The following is a 22,366-nucleotide window of genomic DNA, read 5'->3' as shown; positions in this document are numbered from 1 at the left end:
GACTCAGGGGGTTCAGGTTCAGGGAAGCAGGGACAGGGAGACAGGCTCATGAGCGACAACAGCGGTAAGGACAGCGGCAAGGTCGCGCTCGTCACCGGAGGCAGCCGCGGCATCGGCTACGGCGTGGCCGAGGCCCTCATCGCCCGAGGTGACCGCGTCTGCGTCACCGGGCGCAACGAGGAGGCCCTCAAGGAGGCCGTGGAGCGGCTCGGCCCCGACCGCGCCATGTACGTGGCGGGCAAGGCGCACGACGAGGAGCACCAGGCCGTGGCCGTCCAGCGCGTCATGGACGCGTACGGACGGGTCGACCACCTCGTCAACAACGCGGGCACGAACCCGGTGTTCGGGCCCATCGCCGATCTGGACCTCGGGGTCGCGCGCAAGGTCTTCGAGACCAACGTGGTCTCCGCGCTCGGCTTCGCGCAGCGCACCTGGGCGGCCTGGCAGAAGGACAACGGCGGCTCCATCGTCAACATCGCCTCCATCGCCGGGCTCTCCGCCTCGCCCTTCATCGGGGCCTACGGCATGAGCAAGGCCGCGATGGTGAACCTCACCCTCCAGTTGGCGCACGAGTTCGCGCCCACCGTGCGGGTCAACGCCATCGCGCCCGCCGTGGTGAAGACGAAGTTCGCCACCGCGCTGTACGAGGGGCGCGAGGCGGAGGCCGCGGCGCGCTACCCGATGGGGCGGCTCGGCGTGACCGAGGACATCGGGGGAGCCGCCGCCTTCCTCGCCTCGGACGACGCGGCCTGGATCACCGGTCAGGTCCTCACCATCGACGGGGGCCTCTTCCTCAACTCGGGCGTGGAGTGAGCGCCACGCACTCGCACTGAGGGGCGTAACTTGAGCGACGCTCGCGGAGCCGGTCCCGTCACGGGACCGGCTCCGCGAGCGTGCCTGCGGACGGTGGGCGGGCGGGGCCGGTCCGGTCGGCGGACGGGCTTCCGTGGTCCGCTCCGCGGACCGCCGCGCGACGCCCGGGGGCCGGACGCCGCCATGCCCGTTTGCGCCCGCGCCGGGCACGCGCACCACCGCTCAGCAGCAAGGGCTACTACAGGCTGATGACCTGCAACTCAGCGTCGAACAACGGATGTTCGAAGACCCTCGGAAAGAGTTGATCTGTGCATGCTCCAAGTCCGCTCGCTGAGGTAGTGTCTCTCTCGCCTCCGGCCAGCGGGTCCGCGTGGCGACGGGGTGCGGACGCTCGCCGTCGCAGACGAACGCAACATCCGGCCGACGGCACTTCCCCCGAAGAACCGCATCAGCAGTAGTGGCCCCGCCGACTGAGGAGCGCGTAGGTGTTCGACCGGAAACGGCCCCTGAAAAACGCAGCGACAGTGCTCATATCCACGTCACTGGTCGCTGGATGCAGTGCGCTGTCGGGGGAAGACGGCGAAGAAGAGCACTCGGTGGTCGTGGGGACCACCAGTGAACCGAGTGTGCTCGACCCGGCCGCGGCCTGGGACGGGTCCTGGGAGCTGTACAAGAACGTCTTCCAGACGCTTCTGCACTTTCCCAACTCCAGCACCTCGCCCGAGCCCGACGCCGCCAAGCGCTGCGGCTTCACGGACTCCGCGAGCCGCGTCTACCGCTGCACGCTCAAGGACGGGCTGAAGTTCTCCAACGGCAACGCGCTGGACGCGACGGCCGTCAAGCACTCCATCGACCGCATCGAGCAGATCGACGCCGAATCCGGCCCGCTCGGTCTCCTCGGCAGCCTCGACCGCGTCGAGACCCCGGACAAGCGCACGGTCGTCTTCCACCTCAAGAAGTCCGACGCGACCTTCCCGTTCATCCTCGCCACCCCCGCGACCTCGCTCGTCGACCCGGAGAGCTACCCGGCGAACAGCCTGCGCAAGGGCGACGAACTCGTCGGCTCCGGCCCGTACACGCTGGAGTCCTACAAGGACGGCGACAAGGCCGTACTGAAGAAGTACGCCGGTTACGAAGGCCCCGCCGAGATCAAGAACGACGCCGTCACCATCGACTACTTCCAGGACTCCTCGAAGATGGTGGCCGCGCTCAAGGACAAGAAGATCGACCTCGCGCTGCGCGGCCTCACCCCCAAGCAGATCACCGGCTTCCAGGAAGCTAAGGCGAACGGCAACAACAGCATCGAGCTGAGCGAGATGCTCGGCTCCGAGATCCGCTACCTCGTCTTCAACCCCAAGGACTCCACAGCGGGCAACCCGGCGGTCCGCAAGGCCGTCGCCCAGCTCATCGACCGCAAGGCGCTGGTGCGCAACGTCTACGAGCGCACGGCCGACCCGCTCTACTCCATGGTCCCGGGCGGCATCACCGGACACACCAGCGCCTACTACGACGCCTACGGGGAGCCCAGCAAGCAGAAGGCGAAGGAGATCCTCGCCCAAGCGGGCATCAGCAAGAAGGTGCCCCTCACCCTCTGGTACACCACCGACCGCTACGGCTCGGCGACCGAGCGCGAGTTCACCGAGCTGAAGCGGCAACTGGAGGAGTCGGGGCTCTTCTCGATCACCGTCAAGGGCCGCCCGTGGAACTCCTTCCAGAAGGGCTACGCCAAGGGCGAGTACCCGGTCTTCGGGCGCGGCTGGTTCCCCGACTTCCCGGACGCCGACAACTACATCGCGCCGTTCGTGGGCCAGAACAACGCCGTGAGCACGCCGTACGAGACCTCCGCGATCACCGACGACCTGCTGCCGCGCTCCCGCAAGGAGAGCGACCGCGCCGTGGCGAGCCGTTCCTTCACCCGCGCCCAGAAGATCATCGCCAAGGACGCCAGGCTGATCCCGCTGTGGCAGGGCAGGCTCTACATCGCCTCGCTCAAGGACATGGCCGGAGTCGAGTGGCTGCTCGACCCCTCCGCGCTGCCGCGCGTGTGGGAGCTGCACAAGAAGTCGAGCTGGTGAGGCACGGCGGCGCGCTCGCGGCGAGGAACCCGGTGCGCTCGCTGTGAAGAACCCGGTGCGGTGAGGAACGGCGGGAACCGAGCGCTCTGACAGGGCCGCGCGTGGTCCGTTGTCAGTGGCCGACGGTACGTTCTGAGCGGAACGACGAGCGAACGAACGCACACCGGAGGTCTGACGAGTGAACGGCGCGCAGGGCATGCTGCCCGAGTCCTGGCAGGGCGTCCTCGGCGAGGAGACCGAGAAGCCGTACTTCAAGGAACTCACCGAGTTCGTCGAGGAGGAGCGGGCGCGCGGTCCCGTCTATCCGCCCCGCGAGGAGGTCTTCGCCGCGCTCGACGCCACGCCGTACGAGCAGGTGAAGGTGCTGATCCTCGGCCAGGACCCGTATCACGGCGAGGGGCAGGGCCACGGCCTGTGCTTCTCCGTCCGCCCGGGGGTGAAGACGCCCCCGTCCCTGCGCAACATCTACAAGGAGATGCGGGACGAACTGGGCCACCCCGTGCCCGACAACGGCTATCTGATGCCCTGGGCGCGGCAGGGCGTGCTGCTGCTGAACGCGGTGCTGACGGTGCGGGCCGGAGAGGCCAACTCGCACAAGGGCAAGGGCTGGGAGAAGTTCACGGACGCGGTGATCCGCGCCGTGGCCTCCCGGCCCGACCCCGCGGTGTTCGTGCTGTGGGGTAACTACGCGAAGAAGAAGCTGCCCCTCATCGACACCGAGCGGCACGCCGTGGTGCAGGGCGCCCACCCCTCCCCGCTGTCGGCGAAGAAGTTCTTCGGCTCGCGCCCCTTCACCCAGATCGACGAGGCCATCGCCGCCCAGGGCCACACCCCGATCGACTGGCGCATCCCCGACCTGGGCTGAGCGCGTCGGCCCCCGTCGCCCCGCCCGGTCCTCCCGGCCGGGGCACACCCGGCCGGGGGTCGCACGCGTGCGGACGGGGGTGGGGTGCGAGCGCCTGAACCGGATTGTCAGTGGCTGCGGCTAGCGTCGGAGGACAAGAGGCCACACATCAGGGCACAGGAGACGGCGCATGTGCGGGCCGGACGACCAGGACGGCAGGAGGAGTCCCGTGGCGGAGCCGCAGCAGGAGGCGTACCCGGACCCGGACGCGACGATGGTGAGAATCGGGCAGGCGATCATCCTCCACAGAGGAGGGGACCGCGAAGAGGCACGCAAGCGCTTCGGGCTGCTCTGGGAGGAGACGGGCGAGGAGGGCGATCTCTTCCACCGCTGCACCATCGCGCACTACATGGCGGACACCCAGGACGATCCCGTGGCGGAGCTGGAGTGGGACCTGCGGGCCCTGGAGGCGGCGGACGCCATCGCGCGGGAGGAGGCGAAGTGGGGGGAGCACACCCGGGCGGTGCGTTCCTTCTACCCGTCGCTCTATCTCAACCTCGCGGCGGACCACGTCAAGCTCGGTGACGAGAGCGCGGCGCTGAGGGAGCTGGCCAGGGCGCGCGGGGCCGCGGGCGTGCTGGCCGACGACGAGTACGCGGCGGGGATCAGAGCCGGTATCGAGCGGCTGTGCCTCCAGCTGGGGGGCAGCAGCCGCTCGTAGCCGCTGGGCGGGAGCCGCTGGACGTGAGCCGCTGTGCGGGCCGGCCACCTCGCGGGTCACCCGTCGGGTGGGTCGGTGCGGATCAGTCGCCGTACGGCTCGCGGCACACGCGGGGCCGGCCGCCCGTCTCCCAGTGGCCGAGCCGCTCCCCGAGCCTGCACAGCTCGGCGCGGGACGGCGGGCGGCCCGGCCTGCCGTGGTCGGGGAGGGAGGCGCCGGGCAGATCGATGCGGGGCGGCTCGGGGACGGGCGTCCGTTCCCTGGGCCGGGGGGCCTCCTGCCGCGCTGGCTTGCGCGGCCGGGGCGCGGGACGCGCTTCGGTGCCGGTCACGCGTTCCTGGCCGCCGCCCCCGGAGGACGACGCGCGGCCGGAGCCCGGCTTCTTCTCGGGGAGCCCGGAGAGGGCCTCCTGCGCGGGGGAGCGGACGACCTGCTTCTCCGCCCGCTCGCTGTCCGTCCCCGCCTTGGGCGGAGGGCCCGAGGCGGGGGAGGGAGTCGACGGGGACGCGCCGTGGGAGGCGCCCGGCTCACCGGATACGGTGACGCAGCCCGAGGCGGCCGTGAGGGCGGCTCCGACCAGCACCATTGCTGTAGTCAATCGTGGCACTCCGGCAACTCTGCACGTCAGCACGGCCGGTGACCAGCCCCCACGAGGGTGACGGGCGAGGCGCGAAGCTGCCGCGCCGCTCAGAGCCGGTCAGAAGCCGGTCAGCAGCCGCTCAGCATCAGGTCGGCCGCCGGTCAGAAGCCGGTCGTCCCGTCCACACGCTCGCGCAGCAGGTCCGCGTGCCCGTTGTGGCGCGCGTACTCCTCGATCATGTGCGTGTAGATCCAGCGCAGGCTGGGCCCTGGCCCGCCGTGCGCGGGGCGGCCGAGGGTGTCCAGCGCGTGCCCCTCCGCGCAGGCGCGGCCGAGGGCCACCTCCCGGTGCCAGGCGGCGAAGGTCTCCTCGGCCGTTCCGGGGCCGTCGACGCGGAAGTCGGCGTCCGGGTCCTCGTCGGTGTAGTAGAGGGTCGGTATGTCCTCGCCACCGAACACCCGGCGGAACCAGTGGCGTTCGACGTCGGTCAGATGGCGAACGAGCCCCAGCAGGGTCAGTTCCGACGGGGGCACCGAGGCCCGCCGCAGTTCCTCGTCGTCCAGCCCGGCGCACTTGCGGAGGAGCGTGCCGCGGTGGAAGTCGAGCCAGCCCTCCAGCATGGCGCGCTCGGAGAGCGTCCCTTCGGGGATGGTGCGTCCGGGTACCGTCCCGGTCTCTGTCGTCATGCGCGTCATCATGTCCCTGGCCCGGCCCCGTGGCGAGAGACTTTCCCGGCCCGCCCCTGACCCGCCCTGGACCGAGCCGCCGCTCGCCCCAGGACGCCCGCACAAGGAGCCAGAGGAGCCGCCATGCCAGCGCCCGACGTACCCCGCGTACCCCGCGCAGCCCACTCGCCCCGCACACCCCACTCGCCCCGCCCGCCCCGCGCCCTCGTCATCGGCGCCGGAGTCGGCGGCCTCACCGCCGCGGTGGCGCTCCACCGCGACGGCTGGCCGGTGACCGTCCTGGAGCGCGCCCCGCGCATCGAAGCCGTCGGCGCGGGCCTCGGCATCACCCCGAACGCCCTGCGTGCCCTCGACCTGATCGGCTTCGGCGACACCGTCCGCTCCCTGCGCACCTGGACGGGCGAGGGCGGCCTGCGCACCCCCTCGGGCCGCTGGCTCTCCCGCATGACCAACGACGCGGCGGCCGAGCGCTTCGGCGGCCCCCTCGTCCCCCTGCACCGCGCCACCCTCATCGGCCTCCTGGCCGCACGCCTCCCCGAGGGCGCGATACGCACCGGCGCCGAGGCCGTGCTCACCCACCGGGGCGGCCCCGGCGAGCCCGCGCGGGTACGCGCGAACGGCACCGAGCTGGAGGCCGAGCTCGTCGTCGCCGCCGACGGCATCCACTCACCGGCGCGCGGCGCCCTCTTCCCCGGCCACCCCGGGCCCCGCTACGTCGGCTTCACCACCTGGCGCCTCGTCGTCCCCGAGCTGGCGCGGCCCTTCACCCCGCACGAGACCTGGGGCCGCGGCGTCCTGTGGGGCACCCAGCCGCTGCCCGACGGGCGGACGTACGCCTACGCCACCGCAGCGGTGTCCCCGGGCGGGTCTTCGCCCGACGGTGAACTGGCCGAACTGCTGCGCCGCTTCGGCGGCTGGCACGAGCCGGTCCCCGCCCTCCTCGCCGCCGCGGCCCCGGAGGACGTCCTGCGGAGCGACGCGTACCGCATGGCCCGCGCCCTGCCCGCCTACCATCGGGGCCGTGTCGCCCTCCTCGGCGACGCCGCGCACGCCATGCCGCCGACCCTCGGCCAGGGCGGCAACCAGGCCGTCGAGGACGCCGTCGTCCTCGCACACCACGTGCGCAACGTGCGTCACGCGGGCTCGTCCGCCACCGCCCTCCCCGTAGCGCTGGCCGCCTACAGCGCCGAACGGCTGCCCCGCACGATGGAGATCGTCCGCCGTGCCTCGCGCGCCGCCAGGATGAACACGCTGACCTCCGCACCCGCCTGCGCGCTGCGCGACGCCTCCTTCGCCGCTCTCAGCGGGTTCGGCCCCCAGCTCGCGCTGCGCGCCCTCGACGGCATCGCCGACTGGAGCCCGCCGGGTCACCCGTATCCTGCCGGGGCCGGGGGCCGCAGCGGCCGTACGGAGACCACCCCGACCTGATGAGGAGCCCACGTGAAGATCGGCGTGATCGGTCTCGGAGACATCGCGGAGAAGGCGTACCTGCCGGTGCTCACCGCACGGCCGGGACTGGAACCGCACCTGGTCACCCGCGACCCCGTCACCCTCCAGCGGCTCGGCTCGGCCTACCGCGTCCCCGACGAGCGGCGGCACACCGGACTCGAACCGTTCCTCGCCACCGGGCCCGACGCCGCCTTCGTGCACGCTGCCACGAGCGCCCACGCCACGCTCGTCGGACAGCTCCTGGAAGCGGGCGTGCCCACCTACGTCGACAAGCCGCTCAGCTACGAACTCGCCGAGTCCGAGCGCCTGGTGCGTCTCGCGCAGCGGCGCGGCGTCGGCCTCGCCGTCGGCTTCAACCGCCGCTACGCGCCCGGCTACGCGCAGTGCCTGGAACACCCCCGCGACCTGATCATCCTCCAGAAGCACCGCGTCGGCCTCCCCGAGGACCCGCGCCGCATGGTGCTCGACGACTTCATCCACGTCGTCGACACCCTCCGCTTCCTCGCCCCCGGCACCCCCGACCACATCGACGTGCGGGCGCGCGTGCGCGACGGGCTGCTGCACCACGTCGTCCTCCAGCTCTCCGGCGACGGCTTCACCGCCATCGGGGCCATGAACCGGCTCTCCGGCTCGGCCGAGGAGATCCTGGAGGTCTCGGGCCAGGACACCAAGCGCGAGGTCCGCAACCTCGCCGAGATCGTCGACCACAAGGGCCAGCCCAGCGTCCGGCGGCGCGGCGACTGGGTGCCCGTGGCCAGGCAGCGCGGCATCGAGCAGGCCGTGCTGGCCTTCCTCGACGCCGTGCGCGCGGGCGAGCCGCTCTCGGCCGAGGACGCGCTGCACACCCACGAGCTGTGCGAACGGGTCGTCACTGACGCGCTGGCGCAGGGGAGGTGACCGTCGCGCCGCGGCGCGCCTCGCGCAGCGCGCGCAGGCTCCCGGCTGCGCCGTAGACCAGCAGCGAGGTCACCGTCAGATAGATGACCCAGTCGCCCAGGCGCACATACGGGCTCGTACCCGTGGCCATCGGCACCGAGTAGGACGCCGCGGCGGAGCGGTCCGTGCCCAGCCGCTCGCCGACGGCCTCGCCGCGCGGCCCGTGCACCGCGCTCACCCCGGTGAGGGTGGCGTGCACCATGGGCCGCCAGGTCTCGGCGGCGCGCAGCGCGGCGAGCGAGGCGTGCTGCTGGGGCGCCCAACTGTTCTGGAACGACGAGGTGGACGACTGCGCCACCAGGACGCGGGCGCCCTCGCTCGCCAGGTGGCGGCTCATGTCGGGGAAGGCGGTCTCGAAGCACACCAGCGGCCCGAACCGGACCCCGTCGGCCCGCATCAGCACCGGCTCCGTACCGCGCCGCCTGTCCTCGCCCGCGGCCCGGCCCACCGAGGTCACCCAGCCGAGCACCGAGCGCGCGGGCACGTACTCGCCGAACGGCACCAGGCGCATCTTGTCGTAGCGCTCCCCGGTCAGCCCGTCCGGGCCCGCCAGCACCGAGCTCTTGAAGATGCCGGGCTTGTCCGAGCGCCGCGCGTCCACGTTCACCAGTATTTCGGCGCCCGTCGCGCGGGAGAGCGACGCGAGCCGTGCGCGCAGCCGGGGGTGTTCGGCCAGGTCGTAGCCGACGCTGCTCTCGCCCCAGACGATCAGGTCCAGCCCATGGTGCTCGCGGGCCAGGGAGCGGCTCAGCTCCTCGTTGCGCGTGAAGCGCGCGTCCGCCGACATGCCGCCGCCCGACTGGACGACGCCCACCCGCAGCGAGTCCCCGGTCTCCTCCTCGGGCAGCGGCACCCACGCCCACGTACCGCCGACGACCACGGCCACCGCGGCCAGCGCCGAGACGGCCGAGACGGCGGGCAGCCGAGTGGGCGCGCCGCGCGCGGCGAGCAGCGCCGCCAGCGAGGTGTTCACGGCGACGACGACGAAGCTGATCAGCCACACCCCGCCCACCGAGGCCAGCCGCAGCGCGGGCGTCACCTGCCACTGGCTCGCCCCGAGCAGCCCCCAGGGCCCGCCCAGCCCCTGCCACGAGCGGACCAGCTCCACCATCAGCCAGGCGGAGGGCAGCAGCAGTACGGCGGCGGCGAGCCGCCCCGGACCGGGGCGCCCCTCCAGCAGCCGCCGCACCAGCCACCCCCAGGGCGCCCACAGCAGACCGAGCAGCGCCGCCAGCACGAGGATGAAGACGTGCAGGCTCGGCAGCAGCCAGTGGTGCACGGCGAGCATGAAGCCCGTACCGCCGAGCCAGCCGGTGAAGGCCGCCCTGCGCCCTGTCGGTGCCGCGCGGGCCAGCAGCATCCAGGGGACGAGGGCCGCGTAGGCGAGCCACCACAGCGCCGGCGCGGGGAAGGCCAGCGCGGGCACGGCGCCCGCCACCACGGCGAGCGCTCCCCACGCCCACCGGGACTCCAGCGCCACCCGCATTCCGCGCCCTCCTTCGCCCCGCCTGACACGCAGTCCGACTGTCGGATCAGCAGATCACCAGTGTGCGGGAGGGAGTCCGTACGGGCGAGGGCGCGCCCGCGGGGCCGCGTTGACGCCGAGGGCGCGACGGTCGAGGCGCCACTGAGGAGTGAATCAAATAAATTAAGTTTTTCGCGTTGACGACTTAAAAAAGTGAAGCTACAAATAAACCAAGAGCATGTCGTCGAGGACCGAGGAACCGAGAGCAGGGGAGCCGAGGGTGGACTGGCAGGAACTGACGGACCTGACGCAGGGGCAGCCGTTCGTGGTCGAGCGGGTCCGGCTCACCGGCAGCGGCGTCGCGGTCGAGGGGCAGTTCGAGCCGCCGCAACTGGCGCAGCTCGGCGTGGACGACCAGGTGTTCGTCGCCGCGTTCGTGCGGTCACACGGTTCGATCAAGGAAATGGAGCGGATCTTCGGGGTGAGCTACCCGACGGTCAAGGCCCGTCTGAACCGGATCGCCGAGCGACTGGAGTTCGTCGAAACCGATCCCGCGCCCAGCGGCGCAGACGTCGTCGACCGCCTGCGGCGGGGGGAGATCAGCGCCCAGGAGGCGCTGGCCGAGCTGGAGCGGTCCCGGTGATCCCGCTGCTGGTGACGGTGGGCTACCGCCGTTCCGACGGCCGCCGTCGGCGGCTGTACGTCCCGGTTCCGCCGGTGCTGCTGGTGCTGTCGCCGCTGCTGCTGCTCGCCGTGCCGGCCGGGCTGGTCGCCTGCCTCGTCTTCCGGGTGAGCCCGGGGGGAGCGCTGCGTGGCACCGGGCGGCTGCTGTGGGCGCTGCCCGGCACTCGGATCGAGATCGAGCAGGGCCGCACGGCCCTGCTGATAAGCGTCAGATGAGTCGGAGTCGGAGTCGGAGTCGGAGCCGAAACCGGAGCCGGAACCGGAGGGGAAGAACGACATGAACGAGCAGAGCCGTCAGATCCTGGAGATGCTGGCCGAGGGCAAGATCAGCGCGGACGAGGCCGAGCGGCTGCTGGAAGCGCTCGAACGCGAGCGGCCCCGGGCCGCACCGGGGGACGCGCCCCGCGCGAAGACCCGGCCCAAGTACCTGCGCGTGATGGTGAACTCGGCGGAGACCGCGGACGGCGACGGGCCGAGCCACGTCAACATCCAGGTCCCGCTCCAGCTCCTGCGTGCCGGGGTCCGGCTCGCGAGCCTCGTCCCTCCGCAGGCGCTCACCAAGGTCAGCGCGGAGCTGAACAAGTCGGGGGTGCCGATCGATCTCACCGAGCTGAAGCCGCAGCACATCGAGGAGCTTGTCGAGCACCTGGAGGAGGTGTCGGTGGGCGTCGTCGACCGCGACGCGAAGGTGCAGGTCTTCTGCGAGTGACGGCGCTGGGCGGGGTGGTGCGGTGCCTGGTGGCGACGGCACGCCGTCGTCGCCGGACGGCCTAGCGGCGCCATTTCTCGTGTGCCACCACATGCGTCAGGCGCCAGCCCGCCTCCGTGCGCCGTGCCGTGAACGCGTAGCGGCCACCGCACTCGAAGTCCGGCGCTGCCGACTCGGCGCTCCCGGACCGCATCGGGTTGTAGTAGTCGGCACGTACGGTCGCCGTCGCGCCGTCGGTCTCCACGTGGCGGTCGACGATCAGGTGCTGGCGCGTGGGGAAGAAGAGGCCCAGGGTCTCCGTCAGCCAGCGCACCATGGTCTCGACGTCGCCCTCGGCGCCGCCCGCCGAGCGGTAGTCGGCCCGCCCCTCCGGTGCGAAGAGCGCCCGGTACTCGTCCCAGTCGCCGTCGTCGACGGCCGCCGCGTAACCGGTGACCAGGTCGTCGACCGCCATCCGGTCCCACAGCGCCGCCACCCCGCGCTCGTCCTGTGCCCGCATCTCGACTGCCCGCTGCTCGGCCATCGGCACAGTGTGCGGTGCGTGGCCCGAGGAAGGTAGCCCCGCGCACCACAGCGCACCCCCGCGCACCCCCGCGTTCACCGTGCTCTGGACAGCGGCACGCCCATGAACGAGGCCCAGCGGGCGCCGAGTTCGGTCTTCCACAGGGCCTGGAGGTCGGCGTCGTGCAGGATCCAGCCCGTGGTCAGCTCGGTGTCCGGTGTGCGCAGGCTGTTGTCCAGCTGGTTGAGCGCGGCGCGGGCGCAGTCCTCGCTCCACTGGCCGTCGTCCGCGTAGCGCCCCGGCCGGAAGGCCGGGGCGAGCGGGATGGCCAGGGCCAGGAAGCAGGCCGCGTTGTAGTGCGCGAGCCATCCGACGCCGGGGCGCCGCAGCGGGCCCCAGAAGCGCGAGGTGGGGCGCCCCGGCAGCGGCGTCGCGTGCCAGGCCGCGTCGTGGACGCCGCCGCGCAGCGAGTGCCCGCGCTGCGGGTACAGCAGCCGCAGATGGCCGGGACCGCGGCTGCCGCTCATCACCTGGCGGGCGACCCGCTCGAACGCGGTCTCCACCTCGCGTTGAATCTCGCGCAGTCGCGGCGAGTCGTCCGGTGTGCGCAGCGCCCCGCCCATGGTGTGGCCCGCGCGGGCGATGACGATCGCGCCGCGGAACGTGCTGCGGCGGCTGCGCCGCGCGGGCAGCGGCAGCGGGGTGAGCCAGGACGACCAGTAGCGCCGCTCGCCCGGGTTCCACCGTCCGCCGGGCACGACCGTACGGGCCCAGCACCGCGCCAGCGCGCGCCGCCGCAGCCGCCGTTCGAGGTCGTCGAAGTGCCGGTTGGCGGTGTCGTGCAGGCGCTCCATCTCGTTCTCGGACAGGCGCGGGGAGCCCCTGCGTACCGGGGTGGAGCCGCGCGAGTAGGCGATGGCGGTGCGGTACGCGGTCTCGATGTGGCCCGGCCACAGCTCGGTGCAGCGCTGGTAGATGTCGATGGCCTTCGCGTACTCCTTGGGCCGGTAGGAGCCCACCCGTTCGTGCAGCGCCGCCTGGTGGAGGCGGAGGGTGAGGTTGCCCGGCGAGTACTCGGCGGCGTCGGCGAAGGCGCGCAGCGCGGCGGCGTACCGCCGGGGGACGCTGTAGGCCAGCAGCGGCGCGGGCAGCGGACGGGCCTGTTCGCGCGCCTGCGCCTTCTCCTGCTCGGTGACGCCGTGCCGGAACCGCGCGTAGCCCCGCACGTCGTGGTCCCAGCGCTCCCAGCGGGGGATGCGGCGGCGCATCGCGGGGAGGCCGCGCACGCTGACGGTGGTGTAGCAGGCGAGCGTCTCCACCAGTTGCTCGTCCCGCGGCTTCTCGACGACGGTGGCCGCCACGATCTGCCCCTGCGGCGCCCGCACGATCCGTACGGAGACCCGGCGCAGCCCCTCCTCGACCGGCTCCATCTCGGTGAGGTGGACGTGGAACGCGCGCGGTCTGGACACCGCGAGCCGCACCACGGACTCCAGCCAGCCGTGCGGGGTGGACGACGCCTGCGGCGAGGGTGCGACGGGGGTGGGCGAGGCGGCGCCGGGCGCGAGCAGCGAGTCGTTCGACGTGGCGCTCAGATGCACCGCGAGATGGGCGGCCAGTTCACGGCACGCCTGGCGCCGCGCGGCGGCGGAACCGTCGCCTCCGTTCCCGCTCCCGGTCTCGCCGTCGCCAGGGTCGGGGCGTACCACGAGGGGGAGGATGCGGCCCTGGCCCCTGAGGTACTGCGCGGCCGAGGTGACGGCACGGGAGAGCAGGACGATGAGCAGGCCGCCGAAGGCGGCGAAGATCCAGACGGCGACGCCGCTCGCGATTCTGATCCCCGTCTGGTCCATGGCCGTCTCCCCAGTCCATGGCCGCCTCCCCGCTGTCCAGGGACGCGGTGCCTCAGTGCGGTGCCTCATCGTGGCAGCGGAACTCGCGGCTCAGTAGGGAGCGCACGCCACGCCGCGCACGCCACGTCGCCGCGCGCCGGGCCGCGCCATGGGCCCCGCCGTCCGACGGGTCGGCAGCGTGCACCGGGGCGCACTGTTCAGTGCCGTTCCGCCGACGTAGGGTGGGCGGCGCAGTCGGTTCGCCCTGCCCTCCAGGCAGGCGCGTCGCAAGAGGGAATCCGGTGAGAATCCGGAGCTGCCCCGCAGCGGTGAGCGGAAACGACCGCCGTCATCAGCACTGGGCCCAGGAAGGGCCCGGGAAGCGACGGCCAGTAGGTGCCGGGCGAGAAGCGCCCGGCGGGTCCGCGAGTCCGAAGACCTGCCAACTGTCCGCGTACGAAACCCGTGCGCGGAGATCTCGGTGACCTCGAGGGCGGGTCGGCGGTACGGGAAGGGCGCGGACGGCGTGCGCCTCCCGTGAGCCTTTCCTTCGTCTCCTCGCTCGGCCTCCGGGGTCACTGACACGACTCGCGAAGGAGAGTTGAGTGACCAGCAAGTCCGCAGCCGCGGCAACCCGCGCCACCGTCCACGGATACCCCCGCCAGGGCCCCAAGAGGGAACTCAAGAAGGCAGTCGAGGGCTACTGGAAGGGCCGGGTCACCGCAGAAGCCCTGCGGGAGACCGCGGCCACCCTGCGCCGGGAGAACTGGCGGCGCCTCGCCGACGCCGGGATCGACGAGGTTCCCACCGGGGACTTCTCGTACTACGACCATGTGCTGGACACCACCGTGATGGTCGGCGCCGTCCCCGAGCGGCACCGCGACGCCGTGGACACCGACGCGCTGGACGGCTACTTCGCCATGGCACGCGGCACCCAGGAGACCGCGCCCCTGGAGATGACCAAGTGGTTCGACACCAACTACCACTACCTGGTGCCCGAACTGGGCCCCGGCACGGTCTTCACCGCCGACTCCGCCAAGCCCGTCGGAGAGCTGAGGGAGGCGTTGGCACTGGGGCACACCGCGCGGCCCGTGCTCGTCGGACCCGTCACCTATCTCCTTCTCGCCAAGCCCGCGCCCGGCGTGGCGGACGGCTTCGCGCCGCTCACACTGCTGGACCGGCTGCTGCCCGTGTACGCCGAGGTGCTGGCCGATCTGCGGGCAGCGGGCGCCGAATGGGTGCAGCTCGACGAACCGGCCCTCGCCCAGGACCGCACGGCGGCCGAACTGAACGCGGCCGAGCGCGCCTACCGCGAACTGGGCGCCCTCGCCGACCGGCCCAAGCTGCTGGTCGCCTCCTACTTCGACCGCCTCGGCGAGGCACTGGCCGTGCTGGCCAAGTCGCCCGTTGAGGGGCTGGCCCTGGACTTCACCGGGCCCGGCGCCGCCAACCTGGACGACCTGGCACGCGCGGGCGGACTGCCGGGCAAGCGGCTCGTCGCGGGCGTCGTCGACGGCCGCAACGTATGGATCAACAACCTGGAGAAGTCGCTGGGCACCCTCGCTTCCCTCCTCGGCCTCGCGGAACGGGTGGACGTCGCGCCGTCCTGCTCGCTGCTGCACGTGCCACTGGACGCCGCCGCCGAACGCGACGTCGACCCGCAGATCGCGCGCTGGCTCGCCTTCGCCCGGCAGAAGACCGAGGAGGTCGTCACCCTGGCCCGCGGCCTGAGCGGCGGCACCGACCTCATCACCGGGCGGCTCTCCGCCAACCGCGCCGACCTCGCCTCCCGCGCCTCCTCCGCGCTGACCAGCGACCCCGCCGTCCGCGCGCGCTGCGCGGCGGCCACACCGGCCGACGCGCGCCGTGCGCAGCCGTATCCGGAGCGCACGGCGGCGCAGCGCGCCCGCCTGGGGCTGCCGCTGCTGCCGACCACCACCATCGGCTCGTTCCCGCAGACGGCGGAACTGCGCACGGCCCGCGCCGAGCTGCGGAGCGGACGCATCGACGGCACCGCGTACGACCAGCGCATCGCCACCGAGATCCGCGAGGTGCTGGCCTTCCAGGAGGAGGCGGGCCTGGACGTCCTGGTGCACGGCGAGCCCGAACGCAACGACATGGTCCAGTACTTCGCCGAGCGGCTGAACGGCTACCTCGCCACCCAGCACGGCTGGGTGCAGTCCTACGGCACCCGCTATGTGCGCCCGCCGATCCTGGCGGGCGACATCTCGCGGCCCGAGCCGATGACCGTCGCCTGGACCACGTACGCGCAGTCGCTCACGGACCGTCCTGTCAAGGGCATGCTGACGGGCCCCGTCACGATGCTGGCCTGGTCCTTCGTGCGCGACGACCAGCCGCTGGGGGAGACCGCGCGGCAGGTGGCACTGGCCCTGCGCGACGAGGTCCAGGACCTGGAGGGCGCGGGCACCGCCGTCATCCAGGTCGACGAGCCCGCGCTGCGCGAGACCCTGCCGCTGCGGGCCGCCGACAGGGAGGCGTACCTCGACTGGGCCACCGAGGCGTTCCGGCTCACCACGAGCGGCGTACGCGCGGACACCCAGATCCACACGCACATGTGCTACGCGGAGTTCGGCGACATCGTCTCCGCGATCGAGGCGCTCGACGCGGACGTCATCAGCCTCGAAGCGGCCCGCTCCCATATGCAGGTGGCGGACGAACTGGCCACCGTCGGCTATCCGCGCGAGGTCGGCCCCGGTGTCTACGACATCCACTCGCCGCGCGTGCCCGGCGCGGACGAGGCAGCGGCGCTGTTGCGCAAGGGACTTGAGGCGATCCCCGCCGAACGGCTGTGGGTCAACCCCGACTGCGGTCTGAAGACCCGGGGCTGGACGGAGGTGCGCGCCTCGCTGGAGCACCTGGTCGAGGCGGCGCGCACCGTACGGGCCGGACTGCCGCCGACGCCGACGCCGACGCGGCGGTAACGGCGCAACGGCCCCCCTGAGCGGCGGGTTGCGGCAAGCAGGTGGCCTCGCGCCGGAGCCCGCCCTGCCCACCGGGCGTTCGCCTGCCCGGTGTGCCACGCCCTCGCGGCGGTACGTACGGTCCTCTTCCGCGTACCGCCGCGGGGGCGATCTCCCGCGCGTTCCGCACGGTGAGAAACGTGACAGCGTCTGGCCGACCACCGCGTTTTCCGTTCCGCGCGCCCGTCCTCGTCGTACGCTGCCTAGCGAACGGACCCACCTGACATGTGAGGCGGCACGCACCACCATGGACAGCAGCGAGCACACGCGGAGAATCGCCGTCCGGTTCGCCACCTTCGACCAGGACGGCAACGGCTACATCTCCCGTGAGGACTTCACGACGGCGGCAGCGGCCATCCTCGGCGAATTCGGCGTGAAGGCGCGCTCCGAGCGGGGCCAGGCCCTGCACATCGGGGCCGAGGCGTTCTGGCAGGGCATGGCCGGAATCGCGGACCGCGACGGCGACCAGCGCATCACCCGCGAGGAGTTCGTGAACGGCGCGGTGAAGCGGCTGCGCGACAACCCGGACCGCTTCAGCGAGATCGCCCGCCCCTTCCTGCACGCGGTCGTGAACATCGCGGACTCGGACGGCGACGGCCGCACCACCCCGGAAGAGGCCGAGCGGGCGCTCAAGGCGCTGGGTGTGGACGAGGAACGCTGCGGCGCCGCGGCGCGCTCCCTCGCGACCGACGAGGACGGGCTGATCGGCGAGAGCGAGATCGTCTCGGCCTTCGCCGCGTACTTCACGACGCCCGAACGGTAGGTCCGGGCCCCCGCCCGTGCGCGGGCGGGGGAGCCGGTCACCGCTGGCGGGGAGGGCGACGGTCAACAGCCGACAGTAGAATCATCGAGTCGTCCTGCCCGTCTCGTCCTGCCCGTCTCGTCCTGTCCGTCGCCGCACGTCCTCGAAGGGGGCAACGCGCCCGTGACCGTCCCGGCGCTGCCGAATCTCGACCGCTCCACCCTGCGGGAGCGTGCCCTCATGGCGCTGCGCACCGCGATCACCACAGGCCAGTACCGGCCGGGCGACCACCTCGGCGAGGTGGAGATCGCCACGCGGCTGTCGGTCAGCCGGGGCACGGTACGGGAGGCGCTGCGCCACCTCCAGCAGGAGGGGCTGGTCGTCGCGGGCGTACGGGGGATGCTGCGCGTGCAGAGCCTGTCGCCCAAGGAGGTCCGCGAGCTGTTCGAGGTGCGGGGGTCGCTGGAAGGGCTCGCCGTCGCGCAGGTCATCGCGCTGCCGGACAAGGACAGGACGAGTGCGGCGGCTTCGCTGCGGCAGGCACTGGAGCGGCTCGACGAGGCGTTCGAGGACCCCGGGAACTTCGAGGCCCAGGTGGAGGCGGATCTCGCCTTCCACTCCCTGCTGTGCGAGCTGTCGGGGAACTCGATGCTCGTGAAGACCTGGCGCCATCTGGAGGGGCCGACGCGCGTGGTGGTGATGAGCGCCGCCAGCGAGCGTCGCAAGGCCACCATGTCAGCGGGGCACCACCTGCCCATCGTCGAGGCGATCGAGCGCGGGGACACGGATGCGGCGGTCGGCGTTCTGCACGAGCACATGACCTCGGCCATGACGAAGCTCCAGCCCGAGGCCGACGGCCCGGCCTCCAGCAAGCGCTAGGCAGCTAGGCGGCTCCGGCCTCCAGGCCCTTGTTCTCGCCGTGCGCGGGGTCGTGCGGCTCGTCGGAGAGCAGGTCAGCGGCGCGGCCGTCGAGGAGGCGCTGCATCCCGGCGGAACGGGGCAGCATGGTCTGCTCGTAGGCGCGGAGGGCGTCGTCGACGGTGCCGTGGTGCGCGAGGGCGAGGGCGAGTTCGCAGGCGTCGAGCATGGCGAGGTTGACGCCGACGCCGAGCGGGGGCATGAGGTGCGCCGCGTCTCCCAGCAGGGTGACGGCGGGGTCGTGCTCCCAGGTGTGCGGGACGGGCAGCGCGTGCAGAGGGCGGTCGACGTATACGCCGTCGTTGTCGCTGACCAGCCGCCGCAGACGGGGTGACCAGTCGCGGAAGCGGTCCAGGAGGAGGGCGCGGAGCGCTCCGGTGTCCTGGGGGGTGAGGCCGGACGCGGTGATCCAGTCGGCGGGGAGCCGCTGGATGACGTAGACGCGGATGTGGCCGCCGCCGTTGCGCTGCGCGAACAGGCCGCGCTCGCCGTCGGCGGCGGTGGCGCTGCCCTGGCCGACGAGTCCGGCTATGTCGGGATGCCGGTTGTCGACGTCGTGGAACCAGGCTTCGAGGAACGTGATCCCGGTGTACCGGGGGAGGGCCGGGGAGACGGCGCGGCGAACTCTGGACCAGGCGCCGTCCGCGCCGATGACGAGATCGGCCTCGACGGTGGTGCCGTCGGCGAAGCGCAGTCGACGGGGGCCTCGCGCGTGCCCCGCGCCGGGCTCGGCGGGCTCGATGGAGCGGAGGGCGTGGCCCCAGCGCACCGTGCCGGGCCGGAGCGAGTTCAGGAGGAGATCGCGCAGCGGGCCGCGGTCGATCTCGGGCTTGAAGCGCTCGCCCTCCGCCGGGACGTGGTGGGAGGTGACCGCGCCTGTCGCCCGGTCCAGTTGCCGCATTTCCTGCCCCTCGGGGCGGGAGAGCCGGAAGAACTCCTCCAGCAGTCCGGCCTCGCGGAGGGCGAGCTGGCCGTTGTCCTCGTGGAGGTCGAGGGAGCCGCCCTGGTCGCGGGCACCGGGGCCGGATTCCTGGTCGTAGACGGTGGCGGCGATGCCGTGCCGTTGCAGGATGCGCGCGCAGGTCAGGCCGCCGGGACCGGCGCCGACGATGGCGATGCGGGGGACGGGGGCTGTGGTGTTCATGGTGCTGCTCCGTTCTTATCGATGTCGCGATGTGTCGATGTGTCGTCGCGTCGCGCGGCGGTGCCGCACGGCTGACGCCTCAGAAGAGCACACCAACTAAATAAGTGCAACAACTCAACTTTTGAAGCTGGGCAACGAATGGGGTAGGTTGCGGACATGCCTGACGTCGATCCCCGTAGCGGCGGCACCGCACCCGCGCCGATGGGGCGCCGCGAACGCAAGAAGGCCGCCACCCGCCAGGCCATCGCCGACGCGGCGCTGCGCCTGTTCCTGGAGCGCGGCTACGACGACGTGGGCATCCGGGAGATCGCGGACGCCGCGGACGTGTCGACGACCACGCTGTTCAAGCACTTCCCGGTCAAGGAGGCCCTCGTCTTCGACCGGGAGGCCGACATGGAGGCCGGTCTGCTCGCCGCCGTGTACGAGCGGCCCCGGGGCCAGTCCATTCCGGCGGCGCTGTGCGAGCACGCCCTGCGCTGCCGCGAGGCCGCCCCCGACGGCGATCCCCGCTTCGCCACCTTCCTCAAGCTGGTGAACGACACCCCGGCCCTGCGCGATTACCACCAGGCCATGTGGCTGCGCCACACCACCGCCCTCGCCGCGGCCATCGCCGACGAGAGCGGCCTTGCGGCGGACGACCCCGCGTGCACGGCGCTGGCCCACTTCGCCCTCGAAGCGCCCCACGCGGCCCGCGCTCACGAGGACCCCCGCGAGGCCCTGACCCGCGCCTTCGACCTCCTCGACAACGGCTGGCGCGCCCTCACCGCACGCGCGTAGGTCCCGCGCGCCTCCGGAGCGAAAAAGTTGTTTCGGGGAGGTTGACGTCGGACGACGTGGCGACGACAGTATCGATCACTGTCGCTGTTGAGTGTTAACAGTCAACAGCGGTGCGCGAACGACGAACGATGCCCTCGCCGACAGGCGCGTCAGAGACGATCAAGGAGGATCGCCCATGGCAGGCTCCCCGCCCCCCGCACAGGCGCCGCGGCACGCGGCGCACGGATCACCGGAGCGGCGAAGGGTCGCCGTCGGCTGCGGCGTCGGCGCGACCATCGAGACGTACGACTTCATCGGCTTCGGCACGGCCGCCGCGCTCTACTTCGGCGACGTGTTCTTCCCGGACTCCGATCCGCTCTCCGCGACGCTGCTGTCCTTCGCCACGCTCGGCATCGGCTTCGCGGCGCGCCCTCTGGGCGGCATCGTCGCAGGGCACCTCGGCGACCGCGTCGGACGTAAACCCGTACTCGTCGGGTCCCTGCTGCTCATGGGCGTCGCCACCGTGCTCATCGGCTGTCTGCCCACGTATCAGATGGTCGGCGTGTGGGCCCCGGTCCTGCTCGTCGTGGTCCGCGTGATCCAGGGGCTCGCCTTCGGCGCGGAGTGGGGCGGCGCCATCCTGATGACGTACGAGCACGCGCCGTGGCGCAAACGCGGCCTCTACACCGGGATCACCCAGGCGGGCTTCCCCGTCGGACTGCTGCTCGCGAACCTCGCCTTCCTCCTCAGCGCCAACACCCTGAACGACACCTGGGCCTGGCGCGTGCCCTTCCTCTTCAGCGCGGTCCTGATCGCCGTGGGCATCCTCATCCGGCTCAAGATCGACGAGTCGCCCGAGTTCCAGGAGCTGAAGGACTCCGGGCAGGTGGCCAGGAACCCGCTGCTGGAGGTGCTGCGCGAGGACTGGCGCAACGTGCTGCGCGCCTTCTGCCTCCGGAGCACCGAGACCGCCGGGTACGCCATCTCCGTCACCTTCGTCCTCTCCTACCTCGACGACGACAAGGCGCCCGACGTCTCGGGAACCGTCAGCCTCGTCGCGCTGGTGACCGCCGCGGCCCTCGGCATTTTCGCCACCGTCCTGTGGGGCGGGCTCTCCGACCGCGTCGGACGGCGCCCGGTGTATCTGACGGGCTGCGTCATCACGCTCCTGTGGGGCGTCCCCATGTTCCTGCTCGTCAACACCGAGGTGGCGGCGCTGGTGCTGGCCGCCTTCGTCGTCAGCTACGCGGTGTGCCAGAACTCGCTCGCCGGGGTCCAGGGCGCCTGGTTCGCCGAGCTGTTCGCGACCAAGACCCGTACGGCGGGGACCTCCCTCGCCTACCAACTCTCCGCTGTCGTCTCCGGCTTCACCCCGATGATCGCTACGGCCCTGTACTCCGGCACCGGCTGGGTGGGGCCCGCGCTGCTCTTCAGCTTCTACGGGCTGCTGGGGCTCGTGGCGACGCTCGTGACCTGGGAGACCTGGGGGCCGCGCGAGAAGAGCGCGGTGGACCTGGCCACGGGGGAGGGCGCGCCCACGGCGGAACCGGTCACCGCCGCGGCCCGCTGACCCGCTGACCTCCCGAACCCCCGGCTCCCCGTGACTACCCCGTACCTCCCCGAGGAGTGACGCACCAGTGACCCCGTCCACCCCCGCACCCACCACGACCGCCGATGCCTCCCGCGAGGTGCGCGTCCGTGCCCTGCGCGACGCGGCCCACCGCATCCGCCACCACGCCCTCGACATGGGCGAGGTACAGGGCCAGGGCTACATCGGCCAGGCGCTCGGGGTCGCGGACATCCTCGCCGTCGCCTACAAGGACGTGCTCAACTACCGCGCCGACGAACCGGATTGGCCCGAACGCGACAGGTTCCTGCTGTCGGTCGGCCACTACGCCATCGCCTTGTACGCGGCCCTCGCCGAGGCGGGCATCCTGGACCCCGAGGAGCTGGCCACTTACGGCAGCGACGACTCGCGGCTGCCCATGTCGGGCATGGCCTCGTACACGCCGGGCATGGAGATCTCCGGCGGCTCGCTCGGCCACGGGCTCGGCATCGCGGCGGGCATGGCGCTGGGGCTGCGCCACCAGGGCAGCGAGGCGCGGGTCTACAACCTGCTCTCCGACGGCGAGCTGGACGAGGGCTCCACCTGGGAGGCCGCGATGCTCTGCGCCCACCACGGGCTGGACAACGTCACCGCCATCGTCGACGTCAACGCCCTCCAGGCGGACGGCCCCACGGCCGGTGTGCTGCGGACCGAGCCGGTCACGGAGAAGTGGGAGGCGTTCGGCTGGCACGCGATACGCGTGGACGGCAACGACATCGGGGCCCTCGTCGACGCCTTCGACGCGCTGCGCGCACACCGGGGCTCGCCTTCGGTGCTCATCTGTGACACCCGGATCGGGCGCGGCGTACCGCTGCTGGAGACGCGGGAGAAGGCGCACTTCATGCGGGTCGAGGAGCACGAGTGGCAGCTCGCACGCGACGAGCTGGCCCAGGGCCGCGACGTCCAGTAGCCCACCCCGTCCCCGA

The 22,366-nt window shown here is 72.4% G+C and carries 21 protein-coding genes and 1 riboswitch; of the genes, 15 read left to right on the top strand and 6 right to left on the bottom strand.

Translation table 11 applies throughout. The features are described from left to right. The first annotated feature begins 48 nt into the window (after positions 1-48). The 4 genes from ACYVOO_RS25900 (at position 49) to ACYVOO_RS25885 (ending at position 4,453) form a co-directional block, all read left to right on the top strand. Positions 49-813, top strand: coding sequence for an SDR family oxidoreductase (locus ACYVOO_RS25900; protein WP_461018090.1), 765 nt, complete (start codon positions 49-51; stop codon positions 811-813). A 485-nt stretch (positions 814-1,298) separates the two neighbouring features. After that, a complete protein-coding gene (locus tag ACYVOO_RS25895; protein WP_461018089.1) occupies positions 1,299-2,888 on the top strand; it encodes an ABC transporter substrate-binding protein in 1,590 nt (529 codons plus the stop codon). A 196-nt stretch (positions 2,889-3,084) separates the two neighbouring features. After that, positions 3,085-3,753, top strand: a complete 669-nt coding sequence (locus tag ACYVOO_RS25890; RefSeq protein ID WP_453347494.1) for a uracil-DNA glycosylase — start codon at positions 3,085-3,087, stop codon at positions 3,751-3,753. Between the two features lie 208 nt (positions 3,754-3,961). After that, entirely contained in the window at positions 3,962-4,453 is a 492-nt protein-coding gene (locus tag ACYVOO_RS25885; protein ID WP_461018088.1) for a hypothetical protein, read from the top strand. A gap of 82 nt (positions 4,454-4,535) precedes the next feature. On the opposite strand, the gene ACYVOO_RS25880 is transcribed toward ACYVOO_RS25885, so the two are convergent. Both ACYVOO_RS25880 and ACYVOO_RS25875 read right to left on the bottom strand, forming a co-directional pair. Continuing rightward, a complete protein-coding gene (locus ACYVOO_RS25880) occupies positions 4,536-5,051 on the bottom strand; it encodes a hypothetical protein (protein ID WP_461018087.1) in 516 nt (171 codons plus the stop codon). Between the two features lie 143 nt (positions 5,052-5,194). Next, a complete protein-coding gene (locus tag ACYVOO_RS25875) occupies positions 5,195-5,719 on the bottom strand; it encodes a DinB family protein (protein ID WP_461018086.1) in 525 nt (174 codons plus the stop codon). A 123-nt stretch (positions 5,720-5,842) separates the two neighbouring features. Between ACYVOO_RS25875 and ACYVOO_RS25870 the strand changes: the two genes are divergently transcribed. Together ACYVOO_RS25870 and ACYVOO_RS25865 are read left to right on the top strand one after the other, a co-directional pair. Continuing rightward, a complete protein-coding gene (locus ACYVOO_RS25870) occupies positions 5,843-7,147 on the top strand; it encodes an FAD-dependent monooxygenase (RefSeq protein ID WP_461018085.1) in 1,305 nt (434 codons plus the stop codon). Positions 7,148-7,159: 12 nt separating this feature from the next. Then, complete coding sequence (locus ACYVOO_RS25865; protein ID WP_461018084.1) at positions 7,160-8,065, top strand: Gfo/Idh/MocA family protein; 906 nt, start codon at positions 7,160-7,162, stop codon at positions 8,063-8,065. Here ACYVOO_RS25865 and lnt read toward each other — a convergent pair. Beyond that, the gene (gene lnt / locus ACYVOO_RS25860) at positions 8,037-9,590 is read right to left on the bottom strand and encodes an apolipoprotein N-acyltransferase (protein ID WP_461018083.1); all 1,554 of its coding nucleotides are present in this window, start codon (positions 9,588-9,590) and stop codon (positions 8,037-8,039) included. The genes ACYVOO_RS25865 and lnt overlap by 29 nt on opposite strands. Positions 9,591-9,807: 217 nt before the next feature. Here lnt and ACYVOO_RS25855 point away from each other — a divergent pair, with 217 nt between their 5' ends. From ACYVOO_RS25855 to ACYVOO_RS25845, 3 genes are all read left to right on the top strand, one after another. Beyond that, positions 9,808-10,212, top strand: coding sequence for a DUF2089 domain-containing protein (locus ACYVOO_RS25855; RefSeq protein ID WP_453347483.1), 405 nt, complete (start codon positions 9,808-9,810; stop codon positions 10,210-10,212). Further along, positions 10,209-10,469, top strand: a complete 261-nt coding sequence (locus tag ACYVOO_RS25850; protein ID WP_461018082.1) for a hypothetical protein — start codon at positions 10,209-10,211, stop codon at positions 10,467-10,469. Before ACYVOO_RS25855 ends, ACYVOO_RS25850 begins: the two co-directional genes overlap by 4 nt. A gap of 61 nt (positions 10,470-10,530) precedes the next feature. Then, the gene (locus ACYVOO_RS25845) at positions 10,531-10,962 is read left to right on the top strand and encodes an SHOCT-like domain-containing protein (RefSeq protein WP_461018081.1); all 432 of its coding nucleotides are present in this window, start codon (positions 10,531-10,533) and stop codon (positions 10,960-10,962) included. 61 nt (positions 10,963-11,023) lie between these two features. Here the strand turns inward: ACYVOO_RS25845 and ACYVOO_RS25840 are convergent, their stop codons facing one another. Further along, positions 11,024-11,485 (bottom strand): nuclear transport factor 2 family protein, encoded by a 462-nt coding sequence (locus tag ACYVOO_RS25840; protein ID WP_461018080.1) that lies wholly within the window; start codon positions 11,483-11,485, stop codon positions 11,024-11,026. A 74-nt stretch (positions 11,486-11,559) separates the two neighbouring features. Then, positions 11,560-13,314: a hypothetical protein gene (locus ACYVOO_RS25835; protein ID WP_461018079.1), complete on the bottom strand. Its 1,755-nt coding sequence runs from the start codon at positions 13,312-13,314 to the stop codon at positions 11,560-11,562. A gap of 217 nt (positions 13,315-13,531) precedes the next feature. Next, positions 13,532-13,754, top strand: a riboswitch (cobalamin riboswitch). Between the two features lie 144 nt (positions 13,755-13,898). On the opposite strand from ACYVOO_RS25835, the gene metE reads away from it, so the two are divergent. The 3 genes from metE (at position 13,899) to ACYVOO_RS25820 (ending at position 17,895) form a co-directional block, all read left to right on the top strand. Then, complete coding sequence (metE, locus tag ACYVOO_RS25830) at positions 13,899-16,235, top strand: 5-methyltetrahydropteroyltriglutamate--homocysteine S-methyltransferase (RefSeq protein WP_461018078.1); 2,337 nt, start codon at positions 13,899-13,901, stop codon at positions 16,233-16,235. 286 nt (positions 16,236-16,521) lie between these two features. Continuing rightward, complete coding sequence (locus tag ACYVOO_RS25825; RefSeq protein WP_461018077.1) at positions 16,522-17,037, top strand: EF-hand domain-containing protein; 516 nt, start codon at positions 16,522-16,524, stop codon at positions 17,035-17,037. 162 nt (positions 17,038-17,199) lie between these two features. Next, on the top strand, positions 17,200-17,895 hold the full coding sequence (locus ACYVOO_RS25820; RefSeq protein ID WP_461018076.1) for a GntR family transcriptional regulator: 696 nt from the start codon (positions 17,200-17,202) through the stop codon (positions 17,893-17,895). 4 nt (positions 17,896-17,899) lie between these two features. Here the strand turns inward: ACYVOO_RS25820 and ACYVOO_RS25815 are convergent, their stop codons facing one another. Beyond that, on the bottom strand, positions 17,900-19,078 hold the full coding sequence (locus ACYVOO_RS25815; protein WP_461018075.1) for an FAD-dependent oxidoreductase: 1,179 nt from the start codon (positions 19,076-19,078) through the stop codon (positions 17,900-17,902). Positions 19,079-19,234: 156 nt separating this feature from the next. Between ACYVOO_RS25815 and ACYVOO_RS25810 the strand changes: the two genes are divergently transcribed. The 3 genes from ACYVOO_RS25810 to ACYVOO_RS25800 all read left to right on the top strand — a co-directional run bounded on the left by ACYVOO_RS25810 (position 19,235) and on the right by ACYVOO_RS25800 (position 22,350). Beyond that, positions 19,235-19,855: a TetR/AcrR family transcriptional regulator gene (locus tag ACYVOO_RS25810; RefSeq protein ID WP_461018074.1), complete on the top strand. Its 621-nt coding sequence runs from the start codon at positions 19,235-19,237 to the stop codon at positions 19,853-19,855. Between the two features lie 175 nt (positions 19,856-20,030). Beyond that, positions 20,031-21,404 carry an MFS transporter gene (locus ACYVOO_RS25805; RefSeq protein WP_461018073.1) on the top strand — a complete coding sequence of 458 codons (1,374 nt, stop codon included), beginning with the start codon at positions 20,031-20,033 and terminating at the stop codon, positions 21,402-21,404. A gap of 67 nt (positions 21,405-21,471) precedes the next feature. Further along, positions 21,472-22,350 carry a transketolase gene (locus ACYVOO_RS25800; protein WP_461018072.1) on the top strand — a complete coding sequence of 293 codons (879 nt, stop codon included), beginning with the start codon at positions 21,472-21,474 and terminating at the stop codon, positions 22,348-22,350. Positions 22,351-22,366: the final 16 nt, after the last annotated feature.

This window comes from Streptomyces daliensis (genome assembly GCF_054782395.1).
The sequence above is the reverse complement of the archived record's forward strand: the minus strand, read 5'-3'. Positions and strand labels throughout refer to the sequence as shown.